The sequence below is a fragment of the Roseovarius sp. genome, assembly GCF_048262375.1.
Taxonomy (GTDB): domain Bacteria; phylum Pseudomonadota; class Alphaproteobacteria; order Rhodobacterales; family Rhodobacteraceae; genus Roseovarius.
Window position 1 is genome coordinate 125,623 of the sequence record NZ_JBLXFE010000006.1, and the last position, 23,030, is coordinate 148,652.

Genomic DNA, 23,030 nt, shown 5'->3' on the forward strand with positions numbered 1-23,030 from the left:
GCCACACCGTGGAAGAGATGCTGAGGGAATACCTTCCCATCCTCGTTTTTCTGGCCGTCGCCATCGGATTGGGTCTTGTTCTGATCCTCGCCGCCGTCATTTTGGCCGTGCGCAACCCCGATCCCGAAAAGGTCAGCGCCTATGAATGCGGGTTCAACGCCTTTGATGATGCGCGGATGAAGTTTGATGTGCGATTCTATCTGGTTTCTATCCTCTTCATCATCTTTGACCTTGAAATTGCGATGCTGTTTCCATGGGCGGTGGCGTTTCAGGACCTGAGCATGGCAGCATTTTGGTCAATGATGGCGTTTCTGGCCGTACTGACCGCCGGTTTCGCCTATGAATGGCGCAAGGGAGCGATGGAATGGCAGTGATGACGGGCGCCCACACCGCAGGGCCGGACCGCGAGGTCGCAACGCAGGCGCTGAACGCCGAGTTGCAGGACAAGGGGTTTCTGCTGACCTCGACCGAGGATATCATCAACTGGGCGCGTACCGGCAGCTTGCATTGGATGACCTTTGGTTTGGCGTGCTGCGCGGTCGAAATGATGCACACCGCCATGCCGCGTTATGATGTTGAACGATTTGGCTTTGCGCCACGCGCGTCGCCCCGCCAATCCGATGTGATGATCGTGGCCGGGACCCTGACCAACAAGATGGCCCCGGCGCTGCGCAAGGTCTATGACCAGATGCCCGAGCCGCGTTATGTGATTTCCATGGGCAGCTGCGCCAATGGTGGCGGCTATTATCACTACAGCTATAGCGTTGTACGCGGTTGCGACCGGATCGTGCCGGTCGATATTTATGTGCCGGGCTGCCCGCCGACCGCCGAGGCGCTGGTTTACGGTATTCTGCAATTGCAGCGCAAAATCCGCCGCACGGGGACGATTGTACGATGAGCGCAACACTCAAGGAACTGGGCCAGTATATTGAGGCCAAGCGCACGGATTGCGTGATCGGTTGGGACGTCGCCCATGGCGAGCTGACCGTCGATGTAGCCTTAAATCATATCGCTGGTCTGGCGGAGTTTCTGAAGACCGATCAGAATTGCGCCTTTTCCTCGTTGGTCGATATCACAGCGGTGGACTACCCTGAGCGCGCCAAGCGGTTCGACGTGGTGTATCATTTCCTGAGCATGTATCAAAACCATCGCATCCGTCTGCGGGTGGCGGTGCGGGAAGAGGATATGGTGCCCTCGATCACCGAGTCCTATCAGGCCGCCAACTGGTTCGAGCGCGAAGTCTTCGACATGTTCGGAATTCTGTTTTCGGGTCATCCTGACCTGCGGCGCATTCTCACGGATTATGGCTTTCGCGGTCATCCGCTGCGCAAGGATTTCCCGACCACGGGCTATACCGAGGTACGGTATGACGAGGTGCAAAAGCGCGTTGTTTATGAGCCTGTGAGCCTTGTGCAGGAATACCGGCAGTTCGATTTCATGAGCCCTTGGGAGGGTGCCGAGTACATCCTGCCGGGTGATGAGAAGGGGACAAAATGATGGGCGGTTATGGTATGGGCGGTTATGGCATGGGCGGCGGCGGCCTGATTTTCATGCTGATCTTTGCCGCGCTGATTGTGGTACCTTTCTGGAAACTCTTGCCGAAGTTCGGCATTCCGAACTGGGTCAGCCTTGTTGCGATCATCCCGCTTGGCGCGCTTATTCTGCTCTGGGTCATGGCATTCCGCGACAAGCTTGACGGAGGACGCACATAATGGACGGCACCAAAGGTTTCGATGACGCCCTGACCGGCGAGCAGAAGATTCGCAACTTCAACATCAACTTTGGTCCGCAACACCCTGCGGCGCATGGGGTTTTGCGTTTGGTGCTGGAACTGGACGGCGAATTGGTCGAGCGGTGCGATCCGCATATCGGCCTGTTGCACCGCGGCACCGAGAAGCTGATGGAGAGCCGGACCTATCTGCAAAACCTGCCTTATTTCGACCGGCTGGATTACGTTGCGCCGATGAATCAGGAACATGCGTGGTGTCTGGCCATTGAGCGTCTGACCGGCGTTGAGGTACCGCGCCGCGCCAGCCTGATCCGGGTGCTTTATTGTGAAATCGGGCGCATTCTCAATCACCTCTTGAACGTCACCACGCAGGCGATGGATGTGGGCGCGCTCACCCCGCCGCTCTGGGGCTTTGAAGAGCGTGAAAAGCTGATGGTGTTCTATGAGCGGGCGTGCGGCGCGCGTCTGCACGCGGCCTATTTCCGGCCCGGCGGTGTGCATCAGGACCTGCCGCCCGAGTTGATCGACGATATCGAAACTTGGGCCAATGAATTCCCACGCGTTCTGGATGATATTGACGGGCTCTTGACCGAGAACCGGATTTTCAAGCAGCGCAATGCCGATATCGGGGTGATCAGCCAGCAAGAGGCGCTCGATTGGGGATTTAGCGGTGTCATGGTACGTGGCTCTGGCATGGCATGGGATCTGCGCCGCGCGCAGCCCTATGAATGCTATGACGAGTTCGACTTCCTCATTCCGGTGGGCAAGAATGGCGACTGCTATGATCGCTATCTCTGCCGGATGGAGGAAATGCGCCAATCGTTGCGGATCATTCATCAGGCAATCGAGAAACTGCGTGCCCCCGAGGGGCAGGGCGATATTCTGGCGCGCGGCAAAATCACCCCGCCGAAACGCGGAGAGATGAAGCGCTCGATGGAGGCGCTGATTCACCACTTCAAGCTCTATACAGAAGGGTTCCACGTTCCCGCAGGCGAGGTTTATGCCGCGGTTGAGGCCCCCAAGGGCGAGTTCGGCGTCTACCTTGTGGCGGATGGCACCAATCGTCCGTACCGCGCCAAGCTGCGTGCGCCGGGTTTCCTGCATTTGCAGGCGATGGATCATGTCGCCAAGGGGCACCAGTTGGCCGATGTGGCGGCGATCATCGGGACGATGGATGTCGTCTTTGGGGAGATCGACCGGTAATGACGCTGGCAAGCCTTGCCATAGCGCTTTCGGGCGCGGGGGTGCTGGTCACGGGGCTGCTTGCTGCGCTGTTCCTGCGTGACCCGGTGGCCGGCATGGCGGCAACGACGCACCGGGCAGAGCAATTGCCGCAGGTTATGGCCAATCGTTATGTTGCCATGTTGATCCTGACGGTTGGTGCGACGATCTATGGGGATCTCAAGGCGATCGCGCTTCTCTTTGGCGCGTTTTCTTACATGGCGTTTCATGATGCTTGGATTTATGGCCGTGCGGGTCACACAGTGGCCAAGCATATTGGTGCCGGAGTGGCAGCGTTGAGTGTGGCACTGGTGGCAATGTTCGCAGCGGGACGCAGCGCATGAGGGGTGTTTTCGCACTGTTGATTGCAGCGCTGCCCGCGATGGCACAGGCGCAGTCCGTGCCCTCTGAACGGATCGAGGAATTTGTTGGCGTTATGGCAGAATACGCCTGTCGTATGTCGCCGCATCAGGCCGATAAGGTCATGCCTGCGGCCGGGTTTGCCGATAAAAACGAAACCAAAGCGATCACCGAACAACTCATCACCGAAGAGCGCGCGCGCATTCTGGACGGGCAGCTTGTGGTGTTTGGGGGGGCCTGCGGCGGCAAGCTCGATTATTCCGGACGCGAGCGGTTTTTCGCGGCGATTGCGGACAATAATTGCGGGATGACGATCGAAGAAGCCAAGGTTTTGTTACCGGGTGTCGGCGTTGAAATGACCGAAGTACAGCTCTTGATGGACAAGATGATCAAGATGTCTGAAATTCGGCTATCCTCGGATGATACCGCGGTCTTTCTAGAGAAAAGCCTGTGCGACAAGTTCAGGGGCCTTTCGGCGGGTATGATGCAGAGCAATCCCCAGTTGCCCACACCGCCACGCAGTCAGGAGCAATTGCGCATCGCGTTCATCGCTTTCATGAGAACGGTCAATTGCAGCCTTGGACGGACGGATGCAGATAGCCAGTTGCCAGCCGCCGGTTTCACCACCAAGGAATTGCGGCCTGTGATTGGCAAGATGATTCAGGATGGCGAGGCGGTAATGAATGTCGATGATGATTCCCTGACCCTTTCGCAGAAGGTGTGCTCTCAATGATGTCTTCACGTATCGCAACGCTGGCCGCACTGGCCCTGGTGGCGGGCTGCGCCCTGCCGCCGGAGGGCGTGAGCCAGCAAGATATTGCGCTTTATGATGGCGCTGCCGCATCACTGGGCTGCACATTGGTGAGCGAACCCGATTATCTGGCCGCGGGCATTCAGACCGGGCTTGAGCGGCAGCAATTGCTTGACATCACTGCCTATAAACTGTCCTCGGGCGGAGCCGTTCGGCTGCCTGATGGGGGCGTTAAACTGACTACAGGAGCCTGTGCCTGAGAATGCTACGTCGCCTTTATCATCAACAACCCGAGAGCTTTGCCTTTAGCCCCGCCAATCAGGCCTGGGCCGAAGGTCAGATTAGCAAATATCCCGAAGGCCGTCAGGCCAGCGCGATCATCCCGCTCTTGTGGCGGGCGCAAGAGCAGGAAGGATGGCTGAGCCGTCCGGCGATAGAGCATGTGGCCGATATGCTGAGGATGGATTACATCCGGGCGCTTGAGGTGGCGACGTTCTACTTTATGTTCCAATTGCAGCCGGTTGGCAGCGTTGCACATTTTCAGATCTGTGGCACGACGACCTGTATGATCTGTGGAGCAGAAGACCTGATTGCTGTGTGCAAGGACAAAATCGCGCCCAAGGCGTTTGAGTTGTCGGCGGATGGCAAGTTCAGCTGGGAAGAGGTGGAATGTCTGGGCGCTTGCGCCAATGCGCCGATGGCGCAGATCGGCAAGGATTACTACGAGGATCTGACCGCAGACCGGTTTGCCGAGATTATCGACGAGTTGGCCGCAGGCAAGGTGCCAGTACCGGGGCCGCAAAATGGCCGCTATGCCGCCGAGCCAAAATCGGGTCTTACCAGTCTCAAGGAGTTTGAGAGCGGTCGGGCGCAATATAATGCAAGCGCTCAGGCTGCCGTGGATATCGGCGATACGGTTAAGCGGATTGACGGAACCGAGGTGCCGCTCTTGACGCCTTGGCGCGATAAGGGCGCGATGCACAAACCCGCTGCGTCCAGCGTCACGCAGAATGCCGAGCCAGTGGCCATCGTGAGCAAGGTTGCCGCGACGGCCCCGGCAGATGCAACAGGGGCCACCAAGGCCGAGGCGCAGGCGACTTCGGCCGCAAAACCGCCCGTAAAGCCAGCGGCAAAGCCTGCCAAGGCCACCGGATCAACCGAGGTCGCTGCGGGTAAGAAGCCCGAGGTGATGAGTGCGCCGCGTGACACCGGTGCCGATGATCTCAAGATGATCAAAGGGGTTGGACCCAAGCTCGAAAAGCTGCTGCATGACATGGGCTTTTTCCACTTTGATCAGGTGGCGAACTGGACGGAAGAGGAGATCAGTTGGGTCGATCAGAACCTTGAGGGTTTCAAGGGACGGGTCAGCCGGGACAACTGGGTTGATCAGGCAAAATTGCTGGCCGATGGCAAAGAGACCGAGTTCTCTGCCCGGGCCAAGAAAGGCGGAGTGTACTGAAAACGCCTGCTTGAACACAAAAGGGGCTATTTGTCATGTCTGACACGTCGAAACTGAGCACTTGCCAAATCATCAGCTGGGGCCTTGCGCTCTTGTTCGGGGTTCTGGTGCTCTGGACCACATCTGGGGCGGTCGGCTTCTTTGCCGCACTGCTATTGGGGTTGGCCTTTGCGGTCTTCCTTGGGTTGGTGGTGACAAGTCTGGTCTGCACCGGCTCTCGCGTTGAAGATTGTGGGATCGTGGTACACGATGTCGAGGAGGAGGCACCCGCGCCGTCGGCGGCGGTTGTGACAGAAGCAAAGGCGGAGACGGTATCTGAGGGGGATGACGCAGGCAGACAACCCGTTTCATTGGCCGGGCCGCGCGGCGGGACGGCAGACGATCTCAAGCTTATCAAGGGTGTGGGTCCCAAGCTTGAAGAGCTCTGCCACGCGATGGGATTTTACCACTTCGATCAGATCGCGGGCTGGTCGAAGCAAGAGATTGCCTGGGTCGATGCGAACCTTAAGGGGTTCAAGGGCCGGGTGAGCCGCGACAATTGGGTCGAACAGGCCAAGACGCTCGCTATGGGCGGCGAGACAGAGTTTTCAAAACGCGCCGCGGCGGGCGGCGTTTACGAGGTGTGATGCAAGCAATGAGCGCGTTGGACAGAGACAGGAAAATGGCACGCAAGGGCCGCACCGTGGGTGTGGTTATTGCGGCGACCATGCTGATCTGGATGGCGGTTCAATGGCTGGGCGCACAGATGGGGTGGCCGGTTCGGTTCGTCTTTCTGTTCGATCTGGCTGCCATTGCCGCCTTTTTCTGGGCGCTGGTGGTGACTTATCAAATCTGGCGCATGCGTCGGGACAATTAGGGGTAGCGGAATGCTCAAGGACCAGGACCGTATCTTTACCAATCTCTACGGGATGCATGATCGCAGCCTCAAAGGGGCCTTGGCGCGTGGGCATTGGGATGGCACGGCAAAGATATTGCAGAATGGGCGCGACTGGATCGTGAACCAGATGAAGGCGAGCGGGCTGCGCGGTCGCGGCGGGGCTGGTTTTCCGACCGGTCTGAAATGGTCGTTCATGCCCAAGGAAAGCGACGGGCGCCCCAGCTATCTGGTGGTGAATGCCGACGAATCCGAACCGGGCACCTGCAAGGACCGCGAGATCATGCGCCACGATCCGCATACGCTGATCGAGGGTTGTCTGATTGCCAGCTTCGCGATGAATGCACATGCCTGCTATATCTACATTCGCGGCGAATATATCCGCGAGAAAGAGGCGCTTCAGACCGCGATTGACGAGGCTTATGCGGCGGGACTGGTGGGTAAGAACGCCTGCAAATCCGGCTGGGATTTTGACATCTATCTGCATCACGGCGCCGGGGCCTATATCTGCGGTGAAGAAACCGCCCTGCTTGAAAGCCTTGAGGGCAAGAAGGGCATGCCCCGGATGAAGCCGCCATTTCCTGCGGGCGCGGGACTTTATGGCTGTCCGACAACGGTGAACAACGTTGAATCAATTGCCGTGGTGCCCACCATTCTGCGGCGCGGGCCGGATTGGTTTGCAGGCTTTGGCCGCCCCAATAATTCCGGCACCAAACTCTTTGCAATCTCGGGCCATGTGAACAACCCGTGTGTTGTCGAAGAGGCAATGTCGATCACATTCGAGGAACTGATCGAAAAGCACTGTGGCGGTATCCGTGGTGGATGGGACAATCTCAAGGCGGTGATTCCGGGGGGATCATCGGTACCTTGTATTCGCGGTGAGCACATGCGCGAAGCGATCATGGATTTCGATTACCTGCGTGAACAGCGCTCGGGCCTTGGCACGGCAGCGGTGATCGTGATGGATAAATCCACCGACATGATCAAGGCGATCTGGCGTCTGTCGAAATTCTACAAGCACGAAAGCTGTGGCCAGTGCACCCCCTGCCGCGAGGGCACCGGCTGGATGATGCGGGTGATGGATCGTCTGGTGCGTGGCGAGGCCGAGGTCGAGGAAATCGACATGCTGCTCGATGTGACCAAGCAGGTCGAGGGCCACACAATCTGCGCGCTAGGCGACGCGGCAGCCTGGCCGATTCAGGGACTCATCCGCAATTTCCGCGACGAGATCGAGGACCGGATCAAGGCCAAGCGCAGCGGGCGCGTGAGCGCGGTGGCGGCGGAATGAAGGCCTTTGACGCATATCGGCGTGCAGGCTTGGCCCTGATCTCGCTGGCCGTGCTGGCATCCTGTACCGAGCGTGAGCAGCGGGTGCTGTTCGAAGGGAATTACTATCCCGGCAAGGCTCGGGCCGAGAAAGCGGACCGGCGTAATTTCACCGCGTCTGTGCGGCGCGCCGGCCGCGGTGCTAACGGCGCTCAGCAGGCAGTTTTTTACGAGGCAACCCGCTATTGTCTTGATAATTTCGGCACCTCCGAGATCGAGTGGGTGGGCGTACCTGACGGGTCGGAAGGCCCGGTTTATGTCCGCTCCGGGGATACGGTATCGGTCAAAGGACGCTGTATCATATGGTCGTAAACCATTTCATATCAGGGGCTTGGCCTGCTCGCTATTGTATAGCAGATATCATGCAACCCATCTGTCTTGCAGGTGGGCGCGCCATGGTGGCCATGCCCTGTACGGATATGAAAGGAATGCTTCCATGCGGATGATCCTGTCTTTTGTCCTGAGCCTTGGTATTGGCGCGTCCGGTATCGCGGCGGCGGCCAGCGCCGGATCGCTGGCGCGGGAGGCCGATATCAATCAGGGCCTTTTCCATATGGCCGTAGCAGACGAGATCCGCAAACGTTGTGGGTCAATCTCTCCGCGAGTGTTTAGGGCAATCTCGTATATGAAGAGCCTGAAAGCCGAGGCTCGCCAGCGCGGATATACAGAGGCCGAGATTGACGCCTACATCTCGGACAAGGACGAAAAGAGAAAGATACGCGCGCGCAGCGATGCATATATCCGGTTGATGGGGGCCATGCCCAATGATGGGCCGAGCCTGTGTGAACTGGGCCAAACGGAAATCGCAAAGCAGAGCCCGATCGGCAAGTTTCTGAAAGCAAAGTGAGATAAGATGTCTGACCTACGCAAGATCATCATCGACGATCAGGAGATCGAGGTAGAGGGCGCAATGACCCTGATTCAGGCCTGTGAGCAGGCCGGGGTGGAGGTGCCGCGGTTCTGCTATCACGAGCGGTTATCGATTGCCGGGAACTGTCGGATGTGTCTGGTCGAAGTCGTAGGCGGCCCGCCCAAGCCCGCCGCCAGCTGCGCCATGCAGGTCAAGGATTTGCGTCCCGGACCTGATGGTCAGCCGCCGGTGGTCAAAACCAACTCGCCCATGGTCAAGAAGGCCCGCGAGGGGGTTATGGAATTCCTGTTGATCAACCATCCGCTGGATTGCCCGATTTGCGATCAGGGTGGTGAGTGCGATTTGCAGGATCAGGCCATGGCCTATGGCGTCGATTTCAGCCGCTACCGCGAACCCAAGCGGGCGAGCGAGGATCTGGATCTTGGCCCGCTGGTCGAGACCCATATGACGCGCTGCATTTCCTGCACGCGCTGCGTGCGCTTTACGTCCGAGGTGGCGGGGATCATGCAGATGGGCCAGACCGGACGCGGTGAGGATGCCGAAATCACCAGCTATCTGGGGCAAACGCTGGATAGCAATTTGCAGGGCAACATCATCGACTTGTGCCCGGTTGGCGCGCTGGTCAGCAAGCCCTATGCCTTTACCGCCCGCCCTTGGGAGTTGACCAAGACCGAAACCATCGACGTGATGGACGCGCTAGGATCGAATATCCGGGTTGATTGCAAGGGGCGCGAGGTCATGCGCATCCTGCCGCGCAACCATGACGGCGTGAATGAGGAGTGGATTTCCGACAAGACACGCTTTGTCTGGGATGGGTTGCGACGTCAGCGTCTGGATCGCCCCTTTCTGCGCGAAAACGGAAAACTTCGACCCGCAACATGGCCCGAGGCCTTGGCCGCGGTCGCGCAGGCGATCAAGGGGGCCAAGAAATTGGCCGGCTTGGTTGGTGATCTGGCCCCCGTCGAGGCAGCCTTTGCGCTCAAAGGTTTGATCGAGGGGCAGGGCGGGCATGTGGAATGCCGCACCGACAAGGCGCGTCTGCCCGCCGGCAATCGCAGCGGTTATGTGGGCAATGTCGCGATTGAAGATCTGGATGGGGCCAAGAACGTGGTTCTGATCGGCACCGATCCGCGGATCGAGGCCCCGGTTCTGAATGCCCGTCTGCGCAAGGCATGGATCAAAGGGGCCAATGTTACCGTGGTCGGCCCCAAGGTCAATCTGACCTATGACTACACCCATGCGGGCACTGATCGGGCTGCGCTTGAGGCGCTCAATGTGCCTGAGGACACGATCGTCATCGTTGGCCAAGGTGCGCTGCGCGAGGCTGATGGCGAAGCGGTGCTTGGCGCGGCTATGGCGCTGTCGGGCCGGATGCTGGTGCTGCACACTGCGGCGTCCCGCGTCGGTGCGATGGATGTGGGGGCTGTAACCGAGGGCGGTCTTGAGGCGGCGATTGATGGGGCCGATGTGATCTACAATCTTGGCGCCGATGAGGTCGAGATCGCGTCGGGTCCCTTTGTGATCTATCAGGGCAGCCACGGGGATCGCGGTGCGCATCGTGCCGATGTGATCCTGCCAGCCGCTGCCTACACCGAAGAACAGGGCCTGTTCATCAATACCGAAGGCCGCCCGCAACTGGCGCTGCGCGCCGGGTTCGCGCCGGGCGAGGCCAAGGAAAACTGGGCTATCCTGCGGGCGCTCAGTGGTGAATTGGGCGCGGTCCTGCCCTATGACAGCATCGCGCAACTGCGTCAGGCGCTGGTCAAGGCCGTGCCGCATCTGAAGAAAATCGACAAGGTTCCGGCAAATGACTGGCAACCGCTGACCAAGGCCGCACTTGGCAAGGCCGATTTCCGGCTGGCGATTGCCGATTTCTACCTGAGCAACCCGATTGCGCGGGCCAGCGAACTGATGGCAGAACTGAGCGCCAATGCCAAGGCGCGCGCCAATCAACCGATGGCGGCAGAGTGAGAATGGTCATGGCCCTCATAACGCCTCTGGCGCTCGGGCTTGCGGGCTGCACGGACTCTGCTGCACCGGTGCCTGCGTTTGCGCCGGAGTATCAAGGTATCGAGACGCGGCTCCTGGATGGCGATCTGGTGAATTTCCACGTCACCATGAGCGGCGCGCGCGATACCGCTGATGTTGAGCGCTACTCTGAATGTGCCGCTGCGCAATATGCGCTGATCCGTGGCTATGGATTTGCGCGTCATCTGCGCACGAATGTCGCGCAAGAGGGTGGCATCTGGCAGGGCGATGCGGTTTATACGATCTCGGCGGCGTTGCCCCGCGGACTAAAAACAATCGACGCCGAAGTCGTCGCCGCGAATTGCGCGGAAAACGGAATACCGATGGTGTGAGGACCTGATGGCTGAATTCTTTACAACCCCGCTCGGGATCCTTGTGATCATCTTTGCGCAATGTTTGGCGGTGCTTGGCTTTGTCATGATATCGCTCTTGTTCCTGGTCTACGGCGACCGCAAGATTTGGGCCGCCGTGCAGATGCGCCGAGGCCCGAATGTCGTGGGCACTTGGGGCATCTTGCAGAGTGTGGCAGATGCGCTGAAATATGTGGTCAAGGAAGTGGTGGTGCCCGCAGGCGCCGACAAGACCGTGTTCATCCTGGCCCCGATGACCAGTTTCGTGCTGGCGGTGCTGGCCTGGGCCGTGATCCCGATGAATGACGGCTGGGTGCTGTCAGATATCAATGTCGCGGTCCTGTTTGTCTTTGCGGTCTCTTCGCTTGAGGTCTACGGGGTGATCATGGGGGGCTGGGCGTCCAACTCCAAATATCCCTTTCTTGGGTCGCTGCGGTCGGCGGCGCAGATGATTTCCTATGAGGTGTCGCTGGGTCTGATCATCATTGGCGTGATCATTTCCACAGGCTCGCTCAATTTTAGTTCCATTGTCGCGGCTCAGGATACGGATTTCGGCTTTTTCGGCTGGTACTGGCTGCCGCATTTCCCGATGGTTTTCCTCTTTTTCATCAGCGCCTTGGCCGAGACCAACCGCCCGCCGTTCGATCTTCCCGAGGCGGAGTCGGAACTGGTGGCGGGGTATCAGGTGGAGTATTCCGCAACGCCCTTCCTGCTTTTCATGGCCGGTGAATATATCGCGATTTTCCTGATGTGCGCGCTGATGAGCCTTCTGTTCTTTGGTGGCTGGCTCTCGCCCATTCCGGGCCTGCCTGATGGCGTGCTGTGGATGGTCGGCAAGATGGCGTTTTTCTTCTTCATCTTCGCCATGGTCAAGGCGATCACGCCGCGCTACCGCTACGATCAGCTGATGCGGATCGGCTGGAAAGTGTTCCTGCCCATGTCCTTGGGCTGGGTGGTGATCGTATCTTTCCTTGCGAAATTCGAAGTTCTGGGCGGCTTTTGGGCCCGCTGGGCGATTGGAGGCTGAACCATGAGCAAGATCGATTACGGCCGTGCGGCGGGGTATTTCCTGCTGAGCGACTTCATCAAGGGGTTCAAACTTGGGTTGAAATACTTCTTTGCGCCCAAGGCCACGCTCAACTATCCGCATGAAAAGGGTCCGCTTTCGGTGCGGTTCCGGGGCGAGCATGCGTTGCGCCGCTATCCCAACGGCGAGGAACGCTGCATTGCCTGCAAGCTCTGCGAGGCAATCTGCCCGGCGCAAGCCATCACCATCGACGCCGAGCCACGCGACGATGGCAGCCGCCGCACCACGCGCTATGACATCGACATGACGAAATGCATCTATTGCGGTTTCTGTCAGGAGGCCTGCCCGGTCGATGCCATTGTCGAGGGGCCAAATTTCGAGTTCGCGACCGAAACGCGTGAAGAATTGTTTTACGACAAGGCCAAACTGCTCGCCAACGGCGACCGCTGGGAAGCCGAGATTGCCCGCAACCTCGAGATGGATGCACCTTACAGATGAGCGATCCCACCAACCCCTTCGAGATGATGATGCGCCAGGCTCAGGAAATGGCCAAGGCGATGAACCCGGCTCTTGAATCCTTTTCGCCAAAAGGGTTCGAGACACTGTGGCCGACCATGCCCAAGGACTTCATGGAAATGAGCTTTGGCAAGGGGTTGAACAAGGACGGGTTGGATGCCAAGACGCGGCTGCTGATCACTCTGGCTGGGCTGACCATGCTGGGTGCGCAGAGCGACACACAGATCCGCATGACCGTGCGTCACGCGCTCGAAGCGGGGGCCACCCGCGATGAGATCGCCGAGACCATCGCGCAGATGTCGATGTTTGCCGGTATCCCGTCGATGACCCGCGCGATGGATTTTGCCCGCGAGGTTCTGGACGAGGCCGATAAGGAAGGAAAAGACAAATGACGTTTGCGGCCATGGCCTTTTATCTTTTCGCGGTGTCGCTGCTGATCGGGGGGCTGTTCACGGTCATCAGCCGCAACCCGGTCCATTCGGTGCTCTGGATGATCTTGTCGTTCATCAGTGCGGCGGGGCTCTTTGTGCTCTTGGGGGCGGAATTCGTGGCGATGCTTTTGATCATCGTCTATGTGGGCGCGGTTGCGGTTCTCTTCCTGTTTGTGGTGATGATGCTGGATGTCGATTTTGCCGAGTTGAAGGCGGAAATGGCGAAGTATATGCCGCTGGCCTTGCTGATCGGAGTGATCTTGCTGATGCAATTCGGTCTGGCCTTTGGCAATTGGCAAATGGCTGATGGGGCCGAGGCCGCGCGCCGCTCAGTGACGCCTGAGGGTGTCGAGAATACCGCCGCCTTGGGTCTCTTGCTCTATGACAGCTATTTCATTCTGTTCCAGCTTGCAGGCCTGATCCTGTTGGTGGCGATGATCGGTGCGATTGTTCTCACGTTGCGGCACCGGACAGATGTCAAGCGGCAGGATGTGCTGGCACAGATGTACCGCGATCCGGCCAAGGCAATGGAGTTGCGTGACGTGAAACCGGGGCAGGGGCTGTGATGGCTGACATTGCGCATCAGATGGTTTCAACCCTTGGGCTGACCGGTTTGGTCGCGCTTTGGGGCTTTAAAATGCTGCTGGGTTTTACCGCCCTGCGCGTCGTGAAAAAAAGAAAATTGAGGGTCAGAGGGTGAAACGATGATCGGAATTGAACATTACCTGACGGTGGCGGGGGCGCTCTTTGTCATTGGTATCTTTGGCCTCTTTCTGAACCGCAAGAACGTGATCATCCTCTTGATGTCCATCGAACTTATGTTGCTTTCGGTCAATATCAACCTCGTCGCGTTCTCGTCCTTTCTGGGCGATTTGGTGGGACAAGTCTTTACGCTCTTTGTCCTGACCGTTGCCGCCGCTGAGGCTGCGATTGGCCTTGCCATTCTGGTCTGTTTCTTCCGTAACCGCGGCACCATCGCCGTGGAAGACGTCAACGTGATGAAAGGCTGAAGCCATGGAAACCATCCTCCTCTTCGCGCCTCTCATCGGTGCGCTCCTCGCGGGTTTTGGCTGGCGCATCCTTGGCGACAAGGGCGCGCAATGGCTGACCACAGGCCTGTTGTTCTTGTCCTGCCTTCTCAGCTGGGTTGTTTTCCTTGGTCATGACGGTGTCATGCATCAGGTTCATGTCCTCGATTGGGTACAGTCGGGCACGCTGGATACGGCGTGGGCCATTCGGCTGGACCGGCTGACCGCGGTTATGCTGATTGTGATCACCACGGTGTCGGCGCTCGTGCATCTCTATTCCATGGGCTACATGGCGCATGATGAGAATTTCCGTGACAACGAGAGCTATCGGCCACGGTTCTTTGCCTATCTGTCGTTCTTCACCTTTGCGATGCTGATGCTGGTGACGTCGGACAACCTGCTGCAAATGTTCTTTGGCTGGGAAGGTGTGGGCGTTGCCTCGTATCTGCTGATCGGTTTTTACTATCGTAAACCGTCGGCCAATGCCGCTGCGATCAAGGCGTTCGTGGTCAACCGGGTGGGCGATTTCGGGTTTGCGCTTGGGATCATGGCGCTTTATTTCCTGACCGACAGTATCAAGTTCGACGATATCTTTGCCGCCGGACCGCAGTTGGCGGAAACCCAACTCACATTCCTTTGGTCTGAATGGAACGCGGCGAACCTGATTGCGGTTCTGCTCTTCATCGGGGCGATGGGCAAATCAGCCCAGCTTTTCCTGCACACATGGCTGCCCGACGCGATGGAAGGTCCGACACCTGTGTCAGCCCTCATTCACGCGGCAACCATGGTGACGGCGGGCGTTTTCCTTGTCTGTCGCATGTCGCCGTTGATGGAATACGCGCCAGAGGCCAAGATGATGATCGTCTTCCTTGGTGCCAGCACCGCGTTCTTTGCGGCGACCGTGGGTCTGGTTCAGAACGATATCAAACGGGTGATTGCCTATTCGACCTGTAGCCAGTTGGGCTATATGTTTGTGGCTGCCGGTATGGGTGTCTATTCGGTGGCGATGTTCCACCTCTTCACCCATGCCTTCTTTAAGGCGATGCTGTTTCTTGGCGCGGGTTCGGTCATCCACGGCATGCATCATGAGCAGGACATGCGCAACTATGGCGGTCTGCGCAAGAAACTGCCCTATACGTTCTGGGCGATGATGATCGGCACGCTGGCCATTACCGGTGTGGGCATTCCGCTGACCCATATCGGTTTTGCGGGCTTCCTGTCGAAAGACGCGGTGATCGAAAGCGCATGGGCCGGCACCAATGGTGGCTATGCCTTCTGGATGCTGGTGATCGCGGCGCTGTTTACCTCGTTCTACAGCTGGCGCTTGATGTTCCTCACCTTCTTTGGCGAGGCGCGCGGTGACAAGCACACCCATGAGCACGCGCATGAAAGCCCGATGGTGATGCTGGTGCCGCTTGGTGTGCTGGCGCTTGGCGCGGTCTTTGCCGGGATGATCTGGTACAACAGCTTCTTTGGAAGCCACGACGCGGTCAACAAGTTCTTTGGCATCGCGGCAACTCACGCCGAGGCGTCCGAGGCGCATGGCAGCGAGGGCGCTGCCGATCACAGCGAGACAACCACGGCTGAGGGCCATGCCCCCGCCGTCGCCCAAGCTGAGGCCCCTCAAGGTGCTGTTTTCATGCATCCCGACAATCATGTGATGGACGATGCGCATCATGCCCCGACTTGGGTCAAAGTCAGCCCCTTTGTCGCGATGCTGATCGGGTTCCTGACGGCATTTTGGTTCTATGTTCTTGATCCCGCGATGCCGCGCAGAGTGGCCGAGACCAATCGCCCGCTTTACCTCTTCCTGCTCAACAAGTGGTATTTTGACGAGATATACGACTTCCTCTTTGTCCGGCCCGCCAAGGCGCTTGGTAAACTCCTGTGGAAGCGGGGCGACGGCGACGTAATTGACGGGTCGATCAATGGTGTAGCTATGGGGCTTATCCCTTGGTTCACCCGCCTCGCTGGTCGCGCGCAATCCGGCTACATCTTTACCTATGCCTTTGCCATGGTGATCGGAATTGCGGTTCTGGTGACATGGATGACGATCTTCGGGGGAGCCAACTGATGGACAACCTGCTTTCCATTGTGACCTTTATCCCGGCGGTTGCGGCGGCGATTCTTGCGATCTTCCTGCGTGGACAGGATGAGCCGGCACAGCGAAATGCCAAATGGGTGGCACTTATCGCCACAACGCTGACATTTGTGGTGTCGTTGTTCATTCTGTTTGAGTTCGATCCTTCCAACACCGGGTTTCAGTTCGTCGAAGAGCGCGAGTGGCTCTTGGGTTTGAAATACAAGATGGGCGTTGACGGGATCAGCGTTCTTTTCGTGATGCTCACGACCTTCATCATGCCGCTGACCATTGCAGCCTCTTGGAACGTGACCAGCCGAGTCAAGGAATACATGATCGCCTTCCTGCTCTTGGAAACGCTCATGCTGGGCGTGTTCATGGCGCTCGACTTGGTGCTGTTCTACCTGTTCTTCGAGGCGGGGCTTATTCCGATGTTCCTGATCATCGGCATCTGGGGCGGCAAGGCGCGGATCTATGCGTCATTCAAGTTCTTTCTCTACACCTTCCTTGGCTCTGTGCTGATGCTGGTGGCGATGGTCGCGATGTTCTCGGATGCGGGCACCACCGATATCGCGGCCCTGCTCAAACATGAATTCGAGAGCGAGACCTTCTCGATCCTTGGTATCCATGTGATCGGCGGGATGCAGACGCTGATGTTCCTCGCGTTCTTTGCCAGCTTTGCGGTCAAGATGCCGATGTGGCCGGTTCACACTTGGTTGCCCGATGCCCACGTTCAGGCCCCCACGGCAGGTTCTGTGGTGCTGGCGGCGATCTTGCTCAAAATGGGTGGTTACGGTTTTCTGCGATTCAGCTTGCCGATGTTCCCGGTTGGAACCGAGGTGCTGACGCCGCTGGTGCTTTGGATGTCGGCCATTGCCATTGTCTACACCTCGCTTGTCGCACTTGCCCAAGAAGATATGAAAAAGCTGATTGCCTATTCGTCGGTCGCTCATATGGGATATGTGACCATGGGCATCTTCGCGGCCAATCAACAGGGCGTGGATGGGGCGATCTTCCAGATGGTCAGCCACGGATTTATCTCGGGCGCACTCTTTTTGTGCGTGGGCGTGATCTATGACCGGATGCACACCCGCGAGATTGACGCCTACGGGGGGCTTGTCAATCGCATGCCCGCCTATGCGCTGATCTTCATGTTCTTCACCATGGCCAATGTCGGCCTGCCGGGCACTTCTGGGTTTGTTGGGGAATTCCTGACGCTGGTGGGGGTGTTTCAGGTCAACACCTGGGTGGCGGCCGTGGCCACGACGGGCGTGATCCTCTCGGCGGCCTATGCGCTCTGGCTCTATCGCCGGGTTGTGTTTGGCGACCTGATCAAAGAGAGCCTGCGCACGATTACCGACATGAACAAACGCGAGCGGGCGATTTTCGCACCGCTGGTGGTGATGACGCTCCTGCTTGGGGTTTATCCCCGGCTTGTGACAGATATCACCGGCCCCTCGGTTGAGGCGCTGATTTCCAACGTTGAGACGGCACAGGCCGTGGCGCAAGCCACGACCCAAGTCGCCGAAACCTCGCATTGAACCGGAGGCGCTGAGATATGCAGGCTGATCTATCTATAATCCTGCCAGAGATTGTGCTCTCGGTATATGCATTGGTTGCTTTGTTGGTGGTTGCCTATACCGGCAAGGACCGGATGGCTGGCATGCTGGTCTGGGCCACGGCGGGGCTGTTCGTCCTCCTTGCGATCTGGATCGGGGCCTCGGGGACCGGGACACGCACCGCTTTTGGCGGCATGTTCAATGATGATGGCTTTGCCCGCTTTGCCAAGGTGACGATCCTGCTCTCAGCGGGCGCCGTGCTGGTTCTGGGTCAAGATTACATGTCGCGGCGTGATATCCTGCGGTTTGAATATCCGCTCTTGGTCGCGCTTGCCGTCGTTGGCATGATGGTCATGGTCAGCGCCGGGGATCTCATGGCGCTTTACATGGGGCTCGAGCTGCAATCTCTGGCGCTTTATGTTGTCGCCTCCTTGCGGCGGGACAGCGCCAAATCGACCGAGGCGGGTCTTAAGTATTTCGTTCTGGGCGCGCTGAGTTCCGGTCTTTTGCTTTACGGCGCCTCGCTGACCTATGGCTATGCGGGAACCACGCTTTTCTCTGGAATTATCGCGGCGGCAGACGGGCAAGCCCCGGTTGGCCTGTTGATCGGTCTGGTGCTTGTGATTTCTGGTCTCGCGTTCAAGATCTCGGCCGTGCCGTTCCATATGTGGACGCCCGATGTTTATGAGGGCGCCCCCACGCCAATCACCGCGTTTTTTGCCACAGCCCCCAAAATGGCGGCGATGGGGCTCTTTGCCCGCGTCGTCCATGATGCGTTCGGCGGTGTGGTTGCCGACTGGCAGCAGGTCCTGGCGCTTTTGTCGCTTTTGTCGATGTTCCTTGGTGCGGTTGCAGCCATCGGACAAACCGACATCAAGCGGCTGATGGCCTATTCTTCTATTGCCCATATGGGCTATGCGCTGATGGGATTGGCGGCGGGCACCGTGTTTGGGGTGCAGGCGATGCTGATCTACATGGCAATCTACGTCACGATGAACGTGGGGACCTTCGCCTTCATTCTGTCGATGGAACGGGATGGGCATCCGGTTACCGATATCCGCAGCCTTGCCATGTATTCCAAGGCCGAACCGGGCCGGGCACTTGCCATGCTGATCCTTCTGTTCAGCCTCGCAGGGGTGCCGCCGCTACTGGGCTTTTTCGGCAAACTCTACGTCTTGCGCGCGGCCTATGAAGGCGGTCTCGCGTGGCTTGCGATTGCAGGGGTGGTCGCCTCTGTGATCGGGGCGTTCTACTATCTCCGGATCGTATTCTACATGTATTTCGGAGAAGAGGGGGGCGGCGTTGAAACCGACCGCTCGCCAGTGCAATGGGCCTTCTTGATGGCCTCGGCAGCGGTGATGCTCTTGGGTATTGCCAACATGTTCGGGGTTGAAGCTATCGCACAGGCCGCGGCCGCTACGCTGGTGAACTGAACCCTAATCGCCTGAAATGTTACAAAGACGCGCCATCATGGCGCGTCTTTTGCGGTAAACGACCGGGTCAGATATTTTTCAAGCACGATTGAGGGCATAGCTCCGCGCAAGAGCATATCGGGCAAGACATATGAGGGCGCCATATCAAGCCCAAGCTCAGCTGCGAGTGCCGCATCCTCGGTGATGTCAAAGCGGCTGACCCTGACACCAAGCCGCGTGGCCAAGACCCGCAGATCAGCCTCAGTCGTGGCACAATCACTACAATCATCCCGGGTGAAAAATGCAATCGCAGCAGTCGCGCCTGTGATCCCGAATCCGGGCAGGTTGGGCGCGAACAACCGATCAGCCGCGCGCTCAAGCATGCTCAGATCTCGCGCGGCATCCTCTTGGTAGAGGTCGGCAGTCAGAGGAGTGGCCGGTTCTCGAAGAGTGTCGAACACAGTCGGCGTGTCGATCAAAACCGCCCGTATTGCTTCGCCAAGCACGCTACGCGATTGCATCGGCGTTTGCTCGGCACATGCAGGCATGGCGACCCCCTGTAGAAGGATCGCCCAAATCAAAGCACGACGCACGGTTATTGGGTGCGGATCTCGTTGGCGATCTCCTGCATGGCATCCTGAGGCAGATAACCGCGCAGCATCTGATCACCCATCACAAATGACGGTGTGCCGGTGATTTTCATCCGCTGACCGAGCGCATGGTTGGCTGCAATCACCTGCGTGACGGCATCGCTGTTCATTTCGGCAACGATTTTGGTCGCATCCAATCCTAGCGTATCCGCCAAACGGGTAAATCCGGTTTCATTCATCGTGCCGCTATAACTCATCAATGCGTCATGCACCGTTTTATAGGCCTCATCTCCGGCCACCTGCCGGGTTGCAATCGCAAAGCGTGATGCCAGCAGTGATTCCTCGCCAAGGATCGGAAACTCCTTGATGATAAACCGGATGTTTCCATCTGCCGCCAAGAGACCCTTGATATCGTCAAACGCGCGACGGCAATAGCCGCACCGGTAATCCATGAATTCCACCAGCGTCAGATCGCCCTCTGGATTCCCCCCGACCCAAGAGTTTGGATCGTTGAACAGAGCCTCGGCATTGACCTTGACCAGATCGCTATCGGCCTGCGCCTGTCCTTGCGCTTCGCGTTGTTCCAAAACTGCGACCGCTTCCATAATCACTTCTGGATTTTCGAGCAGATACGCACGAATTTCTGCACGCAAAAGCGCGCGATCCGTTTCGCTCAAGCGTTCAAGGTCGAGTGCCGAGGCGGGCTGTGCCAGAGCAAAGCAAAGGCTAAAACTTGCGGCGGACAGAATCGGACGTAGCATCAGGATCATTTTCTCCGTTTTTCTTCGGCTTCGGCGGCAAAGAGAACATCTTGTGCCCTTTGCCATGCGGCAGAGCCGCGCGGCAAGAGGGCGGATGCGCGCTCTGCGTGCACTTTAGCATCTTTCAATTGTCCTGCCATCGCATAACGCTCTGCGGTCAAAACTGAGGCCATTCCATTGTTACCCAGCTTGGCGTTGGCCTGTGCCAGATCCCTGAGAATTCGTGGGTCACGGCCATCGCGCGCCCTTGCCGTTTCCAGAAACTGCGCCGCCTTTTGCACCTGACCATCGGCCAAGAGCGCCCGACCATAAGATCCAAGGATCAGCGCATTGCGCGGTGCAAGATTGGCCGCCCGTGCATAAGCGGCCACAGCTGGCTTGATCTGGCGGCTTTCCATCAGAATCTGACCGCGCAATTCGTGCAGATAGGGGTCGTCGGGACGCCGTGCGACTGCCCCGTCAATGGCCGCGAGCGCCCGCCGCAGATCCGTTTGCCGGTGATAGGCAATCGCCTGCCGCATCAGCCTGACGTCCTCATAGGCATATTCGCCCGCCCGCGTCAGCGTCCATTTAGGAGAGCGTTGAAAGGCCGAGAGCTTGCTCTTGGCGCGGGCGAACCAATACATGGCCTCGGGATCAGGGGGGACGGCCGTGGATTGCGCCTCGGCCAATTGGCTGATGCGCCGAAAACGATCACGCGAGAGAGGGTGCGTGCGGGCATAGGCATCCTGACGGCCGAGGGACAGCGCTTCTTGGCCCCGGAAGAGTTCCATCACTTGCACTGCGCCACGCAAATCTATGCCTGCAACTGCAAGAAATCGCAGGCCGCTGGCATCAGCCGCGTTTTCCTCGGCCCTCGTGTGCGAAAAAAAGCTGCGTATCGCGGCTCCTTGCAGACCAGCCGCGGCACCAACCGCAAATTGACCATTGCCGGTTGCGGCGCCTGCCGCTGCCGCCAGCGCGGTGCCGAGCGCGGCGGCTGTTCGTGCGTTGCGGGCGTTAATTGGGCGCCGCATCAGGTGACCATTGGCAATATGCGCCGCCTCATGGGCAATGACCGATTGCAGCATCGCAGGAGTTTCCATCCGCAGCAGCAGGCCGGAATGAATAAAGATGGTGTCCGAGTCGATCACAAACGCATTCAAGTTCGAGTCGTCGATCAAGAGAATATCAACCCGGGCGGGGCTTAGACCTGCTGCTTGCAGGACCGGCGTGGCAAGATTGCGCAGCGCATATTCAATATCGGGATCGCGCAGCAAGGTGACGGCCCGAGCGGGCAAGACCAGCGTCAGGCTAAGCAGGAGCGATAGCGCGGTAAGACGGAGAAGCGGCATTGACCTTGGCGGCCTTTTCCAGTGAGACGGGTCGCACGTGATGTCATTCTAGGAGAAAACCGATGCGGAACTCAACCCGGTCGCAGGTCGATCCGTTTATCGTGATGGATGTGATGGAGGCTGCACGCCGTGCCGAGGCGGAGGGGCGGCACATTATTCATATGGAGGTTGGTCAACCCGGCACGCCCGCACCACATGGCGCACGTGAGGTTCTGGCCGAAACGATGGCGCGCGAGCCTTTGGGGTATACTGTGACGCTCGGCCTGCCAGAGCTGCGCGCACGCATCGCGCGATTATATGGTGAATGGTATAATGTTGACGTGAGCCCGGACCGGGTGGTGATCACATCGGGATCGTCGGGGGCATTCATTCTGGCGTTCACGGCGCTCTTTGACGCGGGGGACCGGGTGGGAATCGGCGCGCCTGGTTATCCCAGCTACCGGCAAATCCTGCGGGCGCTCGATCTTGTGCCGGTGGACATCGAGACGGCGGCGGAAAACCGCCTGCAACCTGTGCCGGACGATCTTGCGGGGCGTGCCCTGAGTGGGCTCTTGGTGGCGAGTCCGGCGAATCCTTCGGGCACCATGCTCGACCGTGCAGCCCTTGGCGGGCTGATCGAGGCCACACAGGGGCAGGGCGCGTCCTTTATCAGCGATGAGATCTATCACGGGATCGAATATGATCGTCGTGCCGTATCCGCGCTGGAAGTTACCGATGACTGTTATGTCATAAATTCCTTTTCCAAGTATTTTTCCATGACCGGGTGGCGGATCGGCTGGATGGTGGTCCCGGAGGATCATGTGCGCGTGGTCGAACGCTTGGCGCAGAATCTGTTTATCTGTCCTCCACATGCCAGTCAGGTAGCTGCTCTTGCAGCGATGGATTGCCACGAGGAACTCGAGGCCAATATGGCGGTTTACCGCCGCAACCGTGCTTTGATGCTTGAAGGGCTGCCAAGAGCAGGGTTTGACCGCATCGCACCGCCTGACGGGGCGTTCTATGTCTATGCCGATGTCAGCCATCTGACTGAGGACAGCCGCGCCTTTGCCGCCGAGATATTGGAGAAGGTCGGTGTGGCTGTGACACCAGGGCTGGATTTTGATCCCGTTCGCGGCGCGGGCACATTGCGGTTTTCTTATGCCCGCGCGACGGCAGATATAGAAGAGGGACTGGCGCGGCTGCGCCGCTTCATGGAAGAGCGTCAAACTTGACGCTTTGCAGACCGATTTAACTCCGCTGTCAGAGTTTCGCCACATTCCAGTCCTTATCTCGCCGGAACCGAATGGCATGTTTGCAGGCGTTAAACTTTTGCAGGAGGGGAAT

At 58.4% G+C, this 23,030-nt stretch carries 29 protein-coding genes; 26 read left to right on the forward strand and 3 right to left on the reverse strand.

Annotated features, from left to right (window positions below):
• Positions 1–8 precede the first annotated feature (8 nt).
• The 25 genes from ACN0SW_RS08900 to nuoN all read left to right on the forward strand — a co-directional run bounded on the left by ACN0SW_RS08900 (position 9) and on the right by nuoN (position 19,043).
• Positions 9–374, forward strand: a complete 366-nt coding sequence (locus ACN0SW_RS08900) for an NADH-quinone oxidoreductase subunit A (protein WP_417727564.1) — start codon at positions 9–11, stop codon at positions 372–374.
• Positions 365–898 (forward strand): NuoB/complex I 20 kDa subunit family protein, encoded by a 534-nt coding sequence (locus tag ACN0SW_RS08905; RefSeq protein ID WP_008281002.1) that lies wholly within the window; start codon positions 365–367, stop codon positions 896–898. Before ACN0SW_RS08900 ends, ACN0SW_RS08905 begins: the two co-directional genes overlap by 10 nt.
• Positions 895–1,497, forward strand: a complete 603-nt coding sequence (locus ACN0SW_RS08910) for an NADH-quinone oxidoreductase subunit C (protein WP_417727565.1) — start codon at positions 895–897, stop codon at positions 1,495–1,497. Before ACN0SW_RS08905 ends, ACN0SW_RS08910 begins: the two co-directional genes overlap by 4 nt.
• On the forward strand, positions 1,494–1,712 hold the full coding sequence (locus ACN0SW_RS08915) for a hypothetical protein (RefSeq protein WP_417727566.1): 219 nt from the start codon (positions 1,494–1,496) through the stop codon (positions 1,710–1,712). The genes ACN0SW_RS08910 and ACN0SW_RS08915 overlap by 4 nt, the downstream gene beginning before the upstream one ends.
• Positions 1,712–2,932, forward strand: coding sequence for an NADH-quinone oxidoreductase subunit D (locus ACN0SW_RS08920; protein WP_417727567.1), 1,221 nt, complete (start codon positions 1,712–1,714; stop codon positions 2,930–2,932). Before ACN0SW_RS08915 ends, ACN0SW_RS08920 begins: the two co-directional genes overlap by 1 nt.
• A complete protein-coding gene (locus tag ACN0SW_RS08925; RefSeq protein WP_417727568.1) occupies positions 2,932–3,294 on the forward strand; it encodes a hypothetical protein in 363 nt (120 codons plus the stop codon). Before ACN0SW_RS08920 ends, ACN0SW_RS08925 begins: the two co-directional genes overlap by 1 nt.
• On the forward strand, positions 3,291–4,043 hold the full coding sequence (locus ACN0SW_RS08930; protein WP_417727569.1) for a hypothetical protein: 753 nt from the start codon (positions 3,291–3,293) through the stop codon (positions 4,041–4,043). The genes ACN0SW_RS08925 and ACN0SW_RS08930 overlap by 4 nt, the downstream gene beginning before the upstream one ends.
• Complete coding sequence (locus ACN0SW_RS08935) at positions 4,040–4,321, forward strand: hypothetical protein (protein ID WP_417727570.1); 282 nt, start codon at positions 4,040–4,042, stop codon at positions 4,319–4,321. Before ACN0SW_RS08930 ends, ACN0SW_RS08935 begins: the two co-directional genes overlap by 4 nt.
• A 2-nt stretch (positions 4,322–4,323) precedes the next feature.
• Entirely contained in the window at positions 4,324–5,520 is a 1,197-nt protein-coding gene (locus ACN0SW_RS08940) for an NADH-quinone oxidoreductase subunit E (RefSeq protein ID WP_417727571.1), read from the forward strand.
• Between the two features lie 35 nt (positions 5,521–5,555).
• Entirely contained in the window at positions 5,556–6,146 is a 591-nt protein-coding gene (locus tag ACN0SW_RS08945; RefSeq protein WP_417727572.1) for an NADH:ubiquinone oxidoreductase, read from the forward strand.
• A complete protein-coding gene (locus ACN0SW_RS08950) occupies positions 6,143–6,376 on the forward strand; it encodes a DUF5337 domain-containing protein (protein ID WP_417727573.1) in 234 nt (77 codons plus the stop codon). The genes ACN0SW_RS08945 and ACN0SW_RS08950 overlap by 4 nt, the downstream gene beginning before the upstream one ends.
• A gap of 10 nt (positions 6,377–6,386) precedes the next feature.
• Complete coding sequence (gene nuoF, locus ACN0SW_RS08955; protein ID WP_417727574.1) at positions 6,387–7,682, forward strand: NADH-quinone oxidoreductase subunit NuoF; 1,296 nt, start codon at positions 6,387–6,389, stop codon at positions 7,680–7,682.
• Positions 7,679–8,032: a hypothetical protein gene (locus tag ACN0SW_RS08960; RefSeq protein WP_417727575.1), complete on the forward strand. Its 354-nt coding sequence runs from the start codon at positions 7,679–7,681 to the stop codon at positions 8,030–8,032. The genes nuoF and ACN0SW_RS08960 overlap by 4 nt, the downstream gene beginning before the upstream one ends.
• 124 nt (positions 8,033–8,156) lie before the next feature.
• On the forward strand, positions 8,157–8,567 hold the full coding sequence (locus ACN0SW_RS08965; protein WP_417727576.1) for a DUF5333 domain-containing protein: 411 nt from the start codon (positions 8,157–8,159) through the stop codon (positions 8,565–8,567).
• A gap of 6 nt (positions 8,568–8,573) precedes the next feature.
• A complete protein-coding gene (gene nuoG / locus ACN0SW_RS08970; RefSeq protein WP_417727577.1) occupies positions 8,574–10,562 on the forward strand; it encodes an NADH-quinone oxidoreductase subunit NuoG in 1,989 nt (662 codons plus the stop codon).
• A 2-nt stretch (positions 10,563–10,564) separates the two neighbouring features.
• The gene (locus tag ACN0SW_RS08975; protein WP_417727578.1) at positions 10,565–10,951 is read left to right on the forward strand and encodes a hypothetical protein; all 387 of its coding nucleotides are present in this window, start codon (positions 10,565–10,567) and stop codon (positions 10,949–10,951) included.
• 7 nt (positions 10,952–10,958) lie between these two features.
• Positions 10,959–11,996 (forward strand): NADH-quinone oxidoreductase subunit NuoH, encoded by a 1,038-nt coding sequence (nuoH, locus tag ACN0SW_RS08980; protein WP_417727579.1) that lies wholly within the window; start codon positions 10,959–10,961, stop codon positions 11,994–11,996.
• Positions 11,997–11,999: 3 nt separating this feature from the next.
• On the forward strand, positions 12,000–12,494 hold the full coding sequence (gene nuoI / locus ACN0SW_RS08985; RefSeq protein WP_417727580.1) for an NADH-quinone oxidoreductase subunit NuoI: 495 nt from the start codon (positions 12,000–12,002) through the stop codon (positions 12,492–12,494).
• Complete coding sequence (locus ACN0SW_RS08990) at positions 12,491–12,904, forward strand: carboxymuconolactone decarboxylase family protein (protein ID WP_417727581.1); 414 nt, start codon at positions 12,491–12,493, stop codon at positions 12,902–12,904. The genes nuoI and ACN0SW_RS08990 overlap by 4 nt, the downstream gene beginning before the upstream one ends.
• Positions 12,901–13,509 (forward strand): NADH-quinone oxidoreductase subunit J, encoded by a 609-nt coding sequence (locus ACN0SW_RS08995; protein WP_417727582.1) that lies wholly within the window; start codon positions 12,901–12,903, stop codon positions 13,507–13,509. Before ACN0SW_RS08990 ends, ACN0SW_RS08995 begins: the two co-directional genes overlap by 4 nt.
• Positions 13,509–13,643: a hypothetical protein gene (locus ACN0SW_RS09000; protein WP_417727583.1), complete on the forward strand. Its 135-nt coding sequence runs from the start codon at positions 13,509–13,511 to the stop codon at positions 13,641–13,643. Before ACN0SW_RS08995 ends, ACN0SW_RS09000 begins: the two co-directional genes overlap by 1 nt.
• 4 nt (positions 13,644–13,647) lie before the next feature.
• Positions 13,648–13,953: an NADH-quinone oxidoreductase subunit NuoK gene (gene nuoK, locus ACN0SW_RS09005; protein WP_417727584.1), complete on the forward strand. Its 306-nt coding sequence runs from the start codon at positions 13,648–13,650 to the stop codon at positions 13,951–13,953.
• Between the two features lie 4 nt (positions 13,954–13,957).
• On the forward strand, positions 13,958–16,045 hold the full coding sequence (gene nuoL, locus ACN0SW_RS09010; protein ID WP_417727585.1) for an NADH-quinone oxidoreductase subunit L: 2,088 nt from the start codon (positions 13,958–13,960) through the stop codon (positions 16,043–16,045).
• Positions 16,045–17,592: an NADH-quinone oxidoreductase subunit M gene (locus tag ACN0SW_RS09015; RefSeq protein ID WP_417727586.1), complete on the forward strand. Its 1,548-nt coding sequence runs from the start codon at positions 16,045–16,047 to the stop codon at positions 17,590–17,592. Before nuoL ends, ACN0SW_RS09015 begins: the two co-directional genes overlap by 1 nt.
• Before the next feature lie 17 nt (positions 17,593–17,609).
• Positions 17,610–19,043: an NADH-quinone oxidoreductase subunit NuoN gene (gene nuoN, locus ACN0SW_RS09020; protein ID WP_417727587.1), complete on the forward strand. Its 1,434-nt coding sequence runs from the start codon at positions 17,610–17,612 to the stop codon at positions 19,041–19,043.
• Between the two features lie 35 nt (positions 19,044–19,078).
• Here nuoN and ACN0SW_RS09025 read toward each other — a convergent pair whose 3' ends face one another.
• The 3 genes from ACN0SW_RS09025 to ACN0SW_RS09035 are packed head-to-tail and all read right to left on the reverse strand — an operon-like array spanning position 19,079 to position 21,707.
• Entirely contained in the window at positions 19,079–19,570 is a 492-nt protein-coding gene (locus tag ACN0SW_RS09025) for a hypothetical protein (RefSeq protein WP_417727588.1), read from the reverse strand.
• Positions 19,571–19,617: 47 nt separating this feature from the next.
• The gene (locus ACN0SW_RS09030) at positions 19,618–20,382 is read right to left on the reverse strand and encodes a DsbA family protein (RefSeq protein ID WP_417727589.1); all 765 of its coding nucleotides are present in this window, start codon (positions 20,380–20,382) and stop codon (positions 19,618–19,620) included.
• Positions 20,379–21,707, reverse strand: coding sequence for a M48 family metalloprotease (locus ACN0SW_RS09035; protein WP_417727590.1), 1,329 nt, complete (start codon positions 21,705–21,707; stop codon positions 20,379–20,381). The genes ACN0SW_RS09030 and ACN0SW_RS09035 overlap by 4 nt, the downstream gene beginning before the upstream one ends.
• A gap of 62 nt (positions 21,708–21,769) precedes the next feature.
• Here ACN0SW_RS09035 and ACN0SW_RS09040 point away from each other — a divergent pair, with 62 nt between their 5' ends.
• Positions 21,770–22,918, forward strand: a complete 1,149-nt coding sequence (locus tag ACN0SW_RS09040) for a pyridoxal phosphate-dependent aminotransferase (protein ID WP_417727591.1) — start codon at positions 21,770–21,772, stop codon at positions 22,916–22,918.
• Positions 22,919–23,030 lie beyond the last annotated feature (112 nt).

Excerpts from the sequence above, each read along its gene's own strand:
- ACN0SW_RS08965 (WP_417727576.1), top strand. The coding sequence starts at position 8,157 with ATGCGGATGATCCTGTCTTTTGTCCTGAGCCTTGGTATTGGCGCGTCC.
- ACN0SW_RS09040 (WP_417727591.1), top strand. The coding sequence starts at position 21,770 with ATGCGGAACTCAACCCGGTCGCAGGTCGATCCGTTTATCGTGATGGAT.
- ACN0SW_RS09035 (WP_417727590.1), bottom strand. The coding sequence starts at position 21,707 with ATGCCGCTTCTCCGTCTTACCGCGCTATCGCTCCTGCTTAGCCTGACG.
- ACN0SW_RS08920 (WP_417727567.1), top strand. The coding sequence starts at position 1,712 with ATGGACGGCACCAAAGGTTTCGATGACGCCCTGACCGGCGAGCAGAAG.
- nuoG (WP_417727577.1), top strand. The coding sequence starts at position 8,574 with ATGTCTGACCTACGCAAGATCATCATCGACGATCAGGAGATCGAGGTA.
- nuoH (WP_417727579.1), top strand. The coding sequence starts at position 10,959 with ATGGCTGAATTCTTTACAACCCCGCTCGGGATCCTTGTGATCATCTTT.
- ACN0SW_RS08930 (WP_417727569.1), top strand. The coding sequence starts at position 3,291 with ATGAGGGGTGTTTTCGCACTGTTGATTGCAGCGCTGCCCGCGATGGCA.
- nuoI (WP_417727580.1), top strand. The coding sequence starts at position 12,000 with ATGAGCAAGATCGATTACGGCCGTGCGGCGGGGTATTTCCTGCTGAGC.
- ACN0SW_RS08905 (WP_008281002.1), top strand. The coding sequence starts at position 365 with ATGGCAGTGATGACGGGCGCCCACACCGCAGGGCCGGACCGCGAGGTC.
- ACN0SW_RS09015 (WP_417727586.1), top strand. The coding sequence starts at position 16,045 with ATGGACAACCTGCTTTCCATTGTGACCTTTATCCCGGCGGTTGCGGCG.
- nuoF (WP_417727574.1), top strand. The coding sequence starts at position 6,387 with ATGCTCAAGGACCAGGACCGTATCTTTACCAATCTCTACGGGATGCAT.
- nuoK (WP_417727584.1), top strand. The coding sequence starts at position 13,648 with ATGATCGGAATTGAACATTACCTGACGGTGGCGGGGGCGCTCTTTGTC.
- ACN0SW_RS08995 (WP_417727582.1), top strand. The coding sequence starts at position 12,901 with ATGACGTTTGCGGCCATGGCCTTTTATCTTTTCGCGGTGTCGCTGCTG.
- ACN0SW_RS09000 (WP_417727583.1), top strand. The coding sequence starts at position 13,509 with ATGGCTGACATTGCGCATCAGATGGTTTCAACCCTTGGGCTGACCGGT.
- ACN0SW_RS08925 (WP_417727568.1), top strand. The coding sequence starts at position 2,932 with ATGACGCTGGCAAGCCTTGCCATAGCGCTTTCGGGCGCGGGGGTGCTG.
- ACN0SW_RS08960 (WP_417727575.1), top strand. The coding sequence starts at position 7,679 with ATGAAGGCCTTTGACGCATATCGGCGTGCAGGCTTGGCCCTGATCTCG.
- ACN0SW_RS08990 (WP_417727581.1), top strand. The coding sequence starts at position 12,491 with ATGAGCGATCCCACCAACCCCTTCGAGATGATGATGCGCCAGGCTCAG.
- ACN0SW_RS09025 (WP_417727588.1), bottom strand. The coding sequence starts at position 19,570 with ATGCCTGCATGTGCCGAGCAAACGCCGATGCAATCGCGTAGCGTGCTT.
- ACN0SW_RS08940 (WP_417727571.1), top strand. The coding sequence starts at position 4,324 with ATGCTACGTCGCCTTTATCATCAACAACCCGAGAGCTTTGCCTTTAGC.
- ACN0SW_RS08910 (WP_417727565.1), top strand. The coding sequence starts at position 895 with ATGAGCGCAACACTCAAGGAACTGGGCCAGTATATTGAGGCCAAGCGC.
- ACN0SW_RS08915 (WP_417727566.1), top strand. The coding sequence starts at position 1,494 with ATGATGGGCGGTTATGGTATGGGCGGTTATGGCATGGGCGGCGGCGGC.
- ACN0SW_RS08945 (WP_417727572.1), top strand. The coding sequence starts at position 5,556 with ATGTCTGACACGTCGAAACTGAGCACTTGCCAAATCATCAGCTGGGGC.
- ACN0SW_RS08935 (WP_417727570.1), top strand. The coding sequence starts at position 4,040 with ATGATGTCTTCACGTATCGCAACGCTGGCCGCACTGGCCCTGGTGGCG.
- nuoL (WP_417727585.1), top strand. The coding sequence starts at position 13,958 with ATGGAAACCATCCTCCTCTTCGCGCCTCTCATCGGTGCGCTCCTCGCG.
- ACN0SW_RS09030 (WP_417727589.1), bottom strand. The coding sequence starts at position 20,382 with ATGATCCTGATGCTACGTCCGATTCTGTCCGCCGCAAGTTTTAGCCTT.
- nuoN (WP_417727587.1), top strand. The coding sequence starts at position 17,610 with ATGCAGGCTGATCTATCTATAATCCTGCCAGAGATTGTGCTCTCGGTA.
- ACN0SW_RS08975 (WP_417727578.1), top strand. The coding sequence starts at position 10,565 with ATGGTCATGGCCCTCATAACGCCTCTGGCGCTCGGGCTTGCGGGCTGC.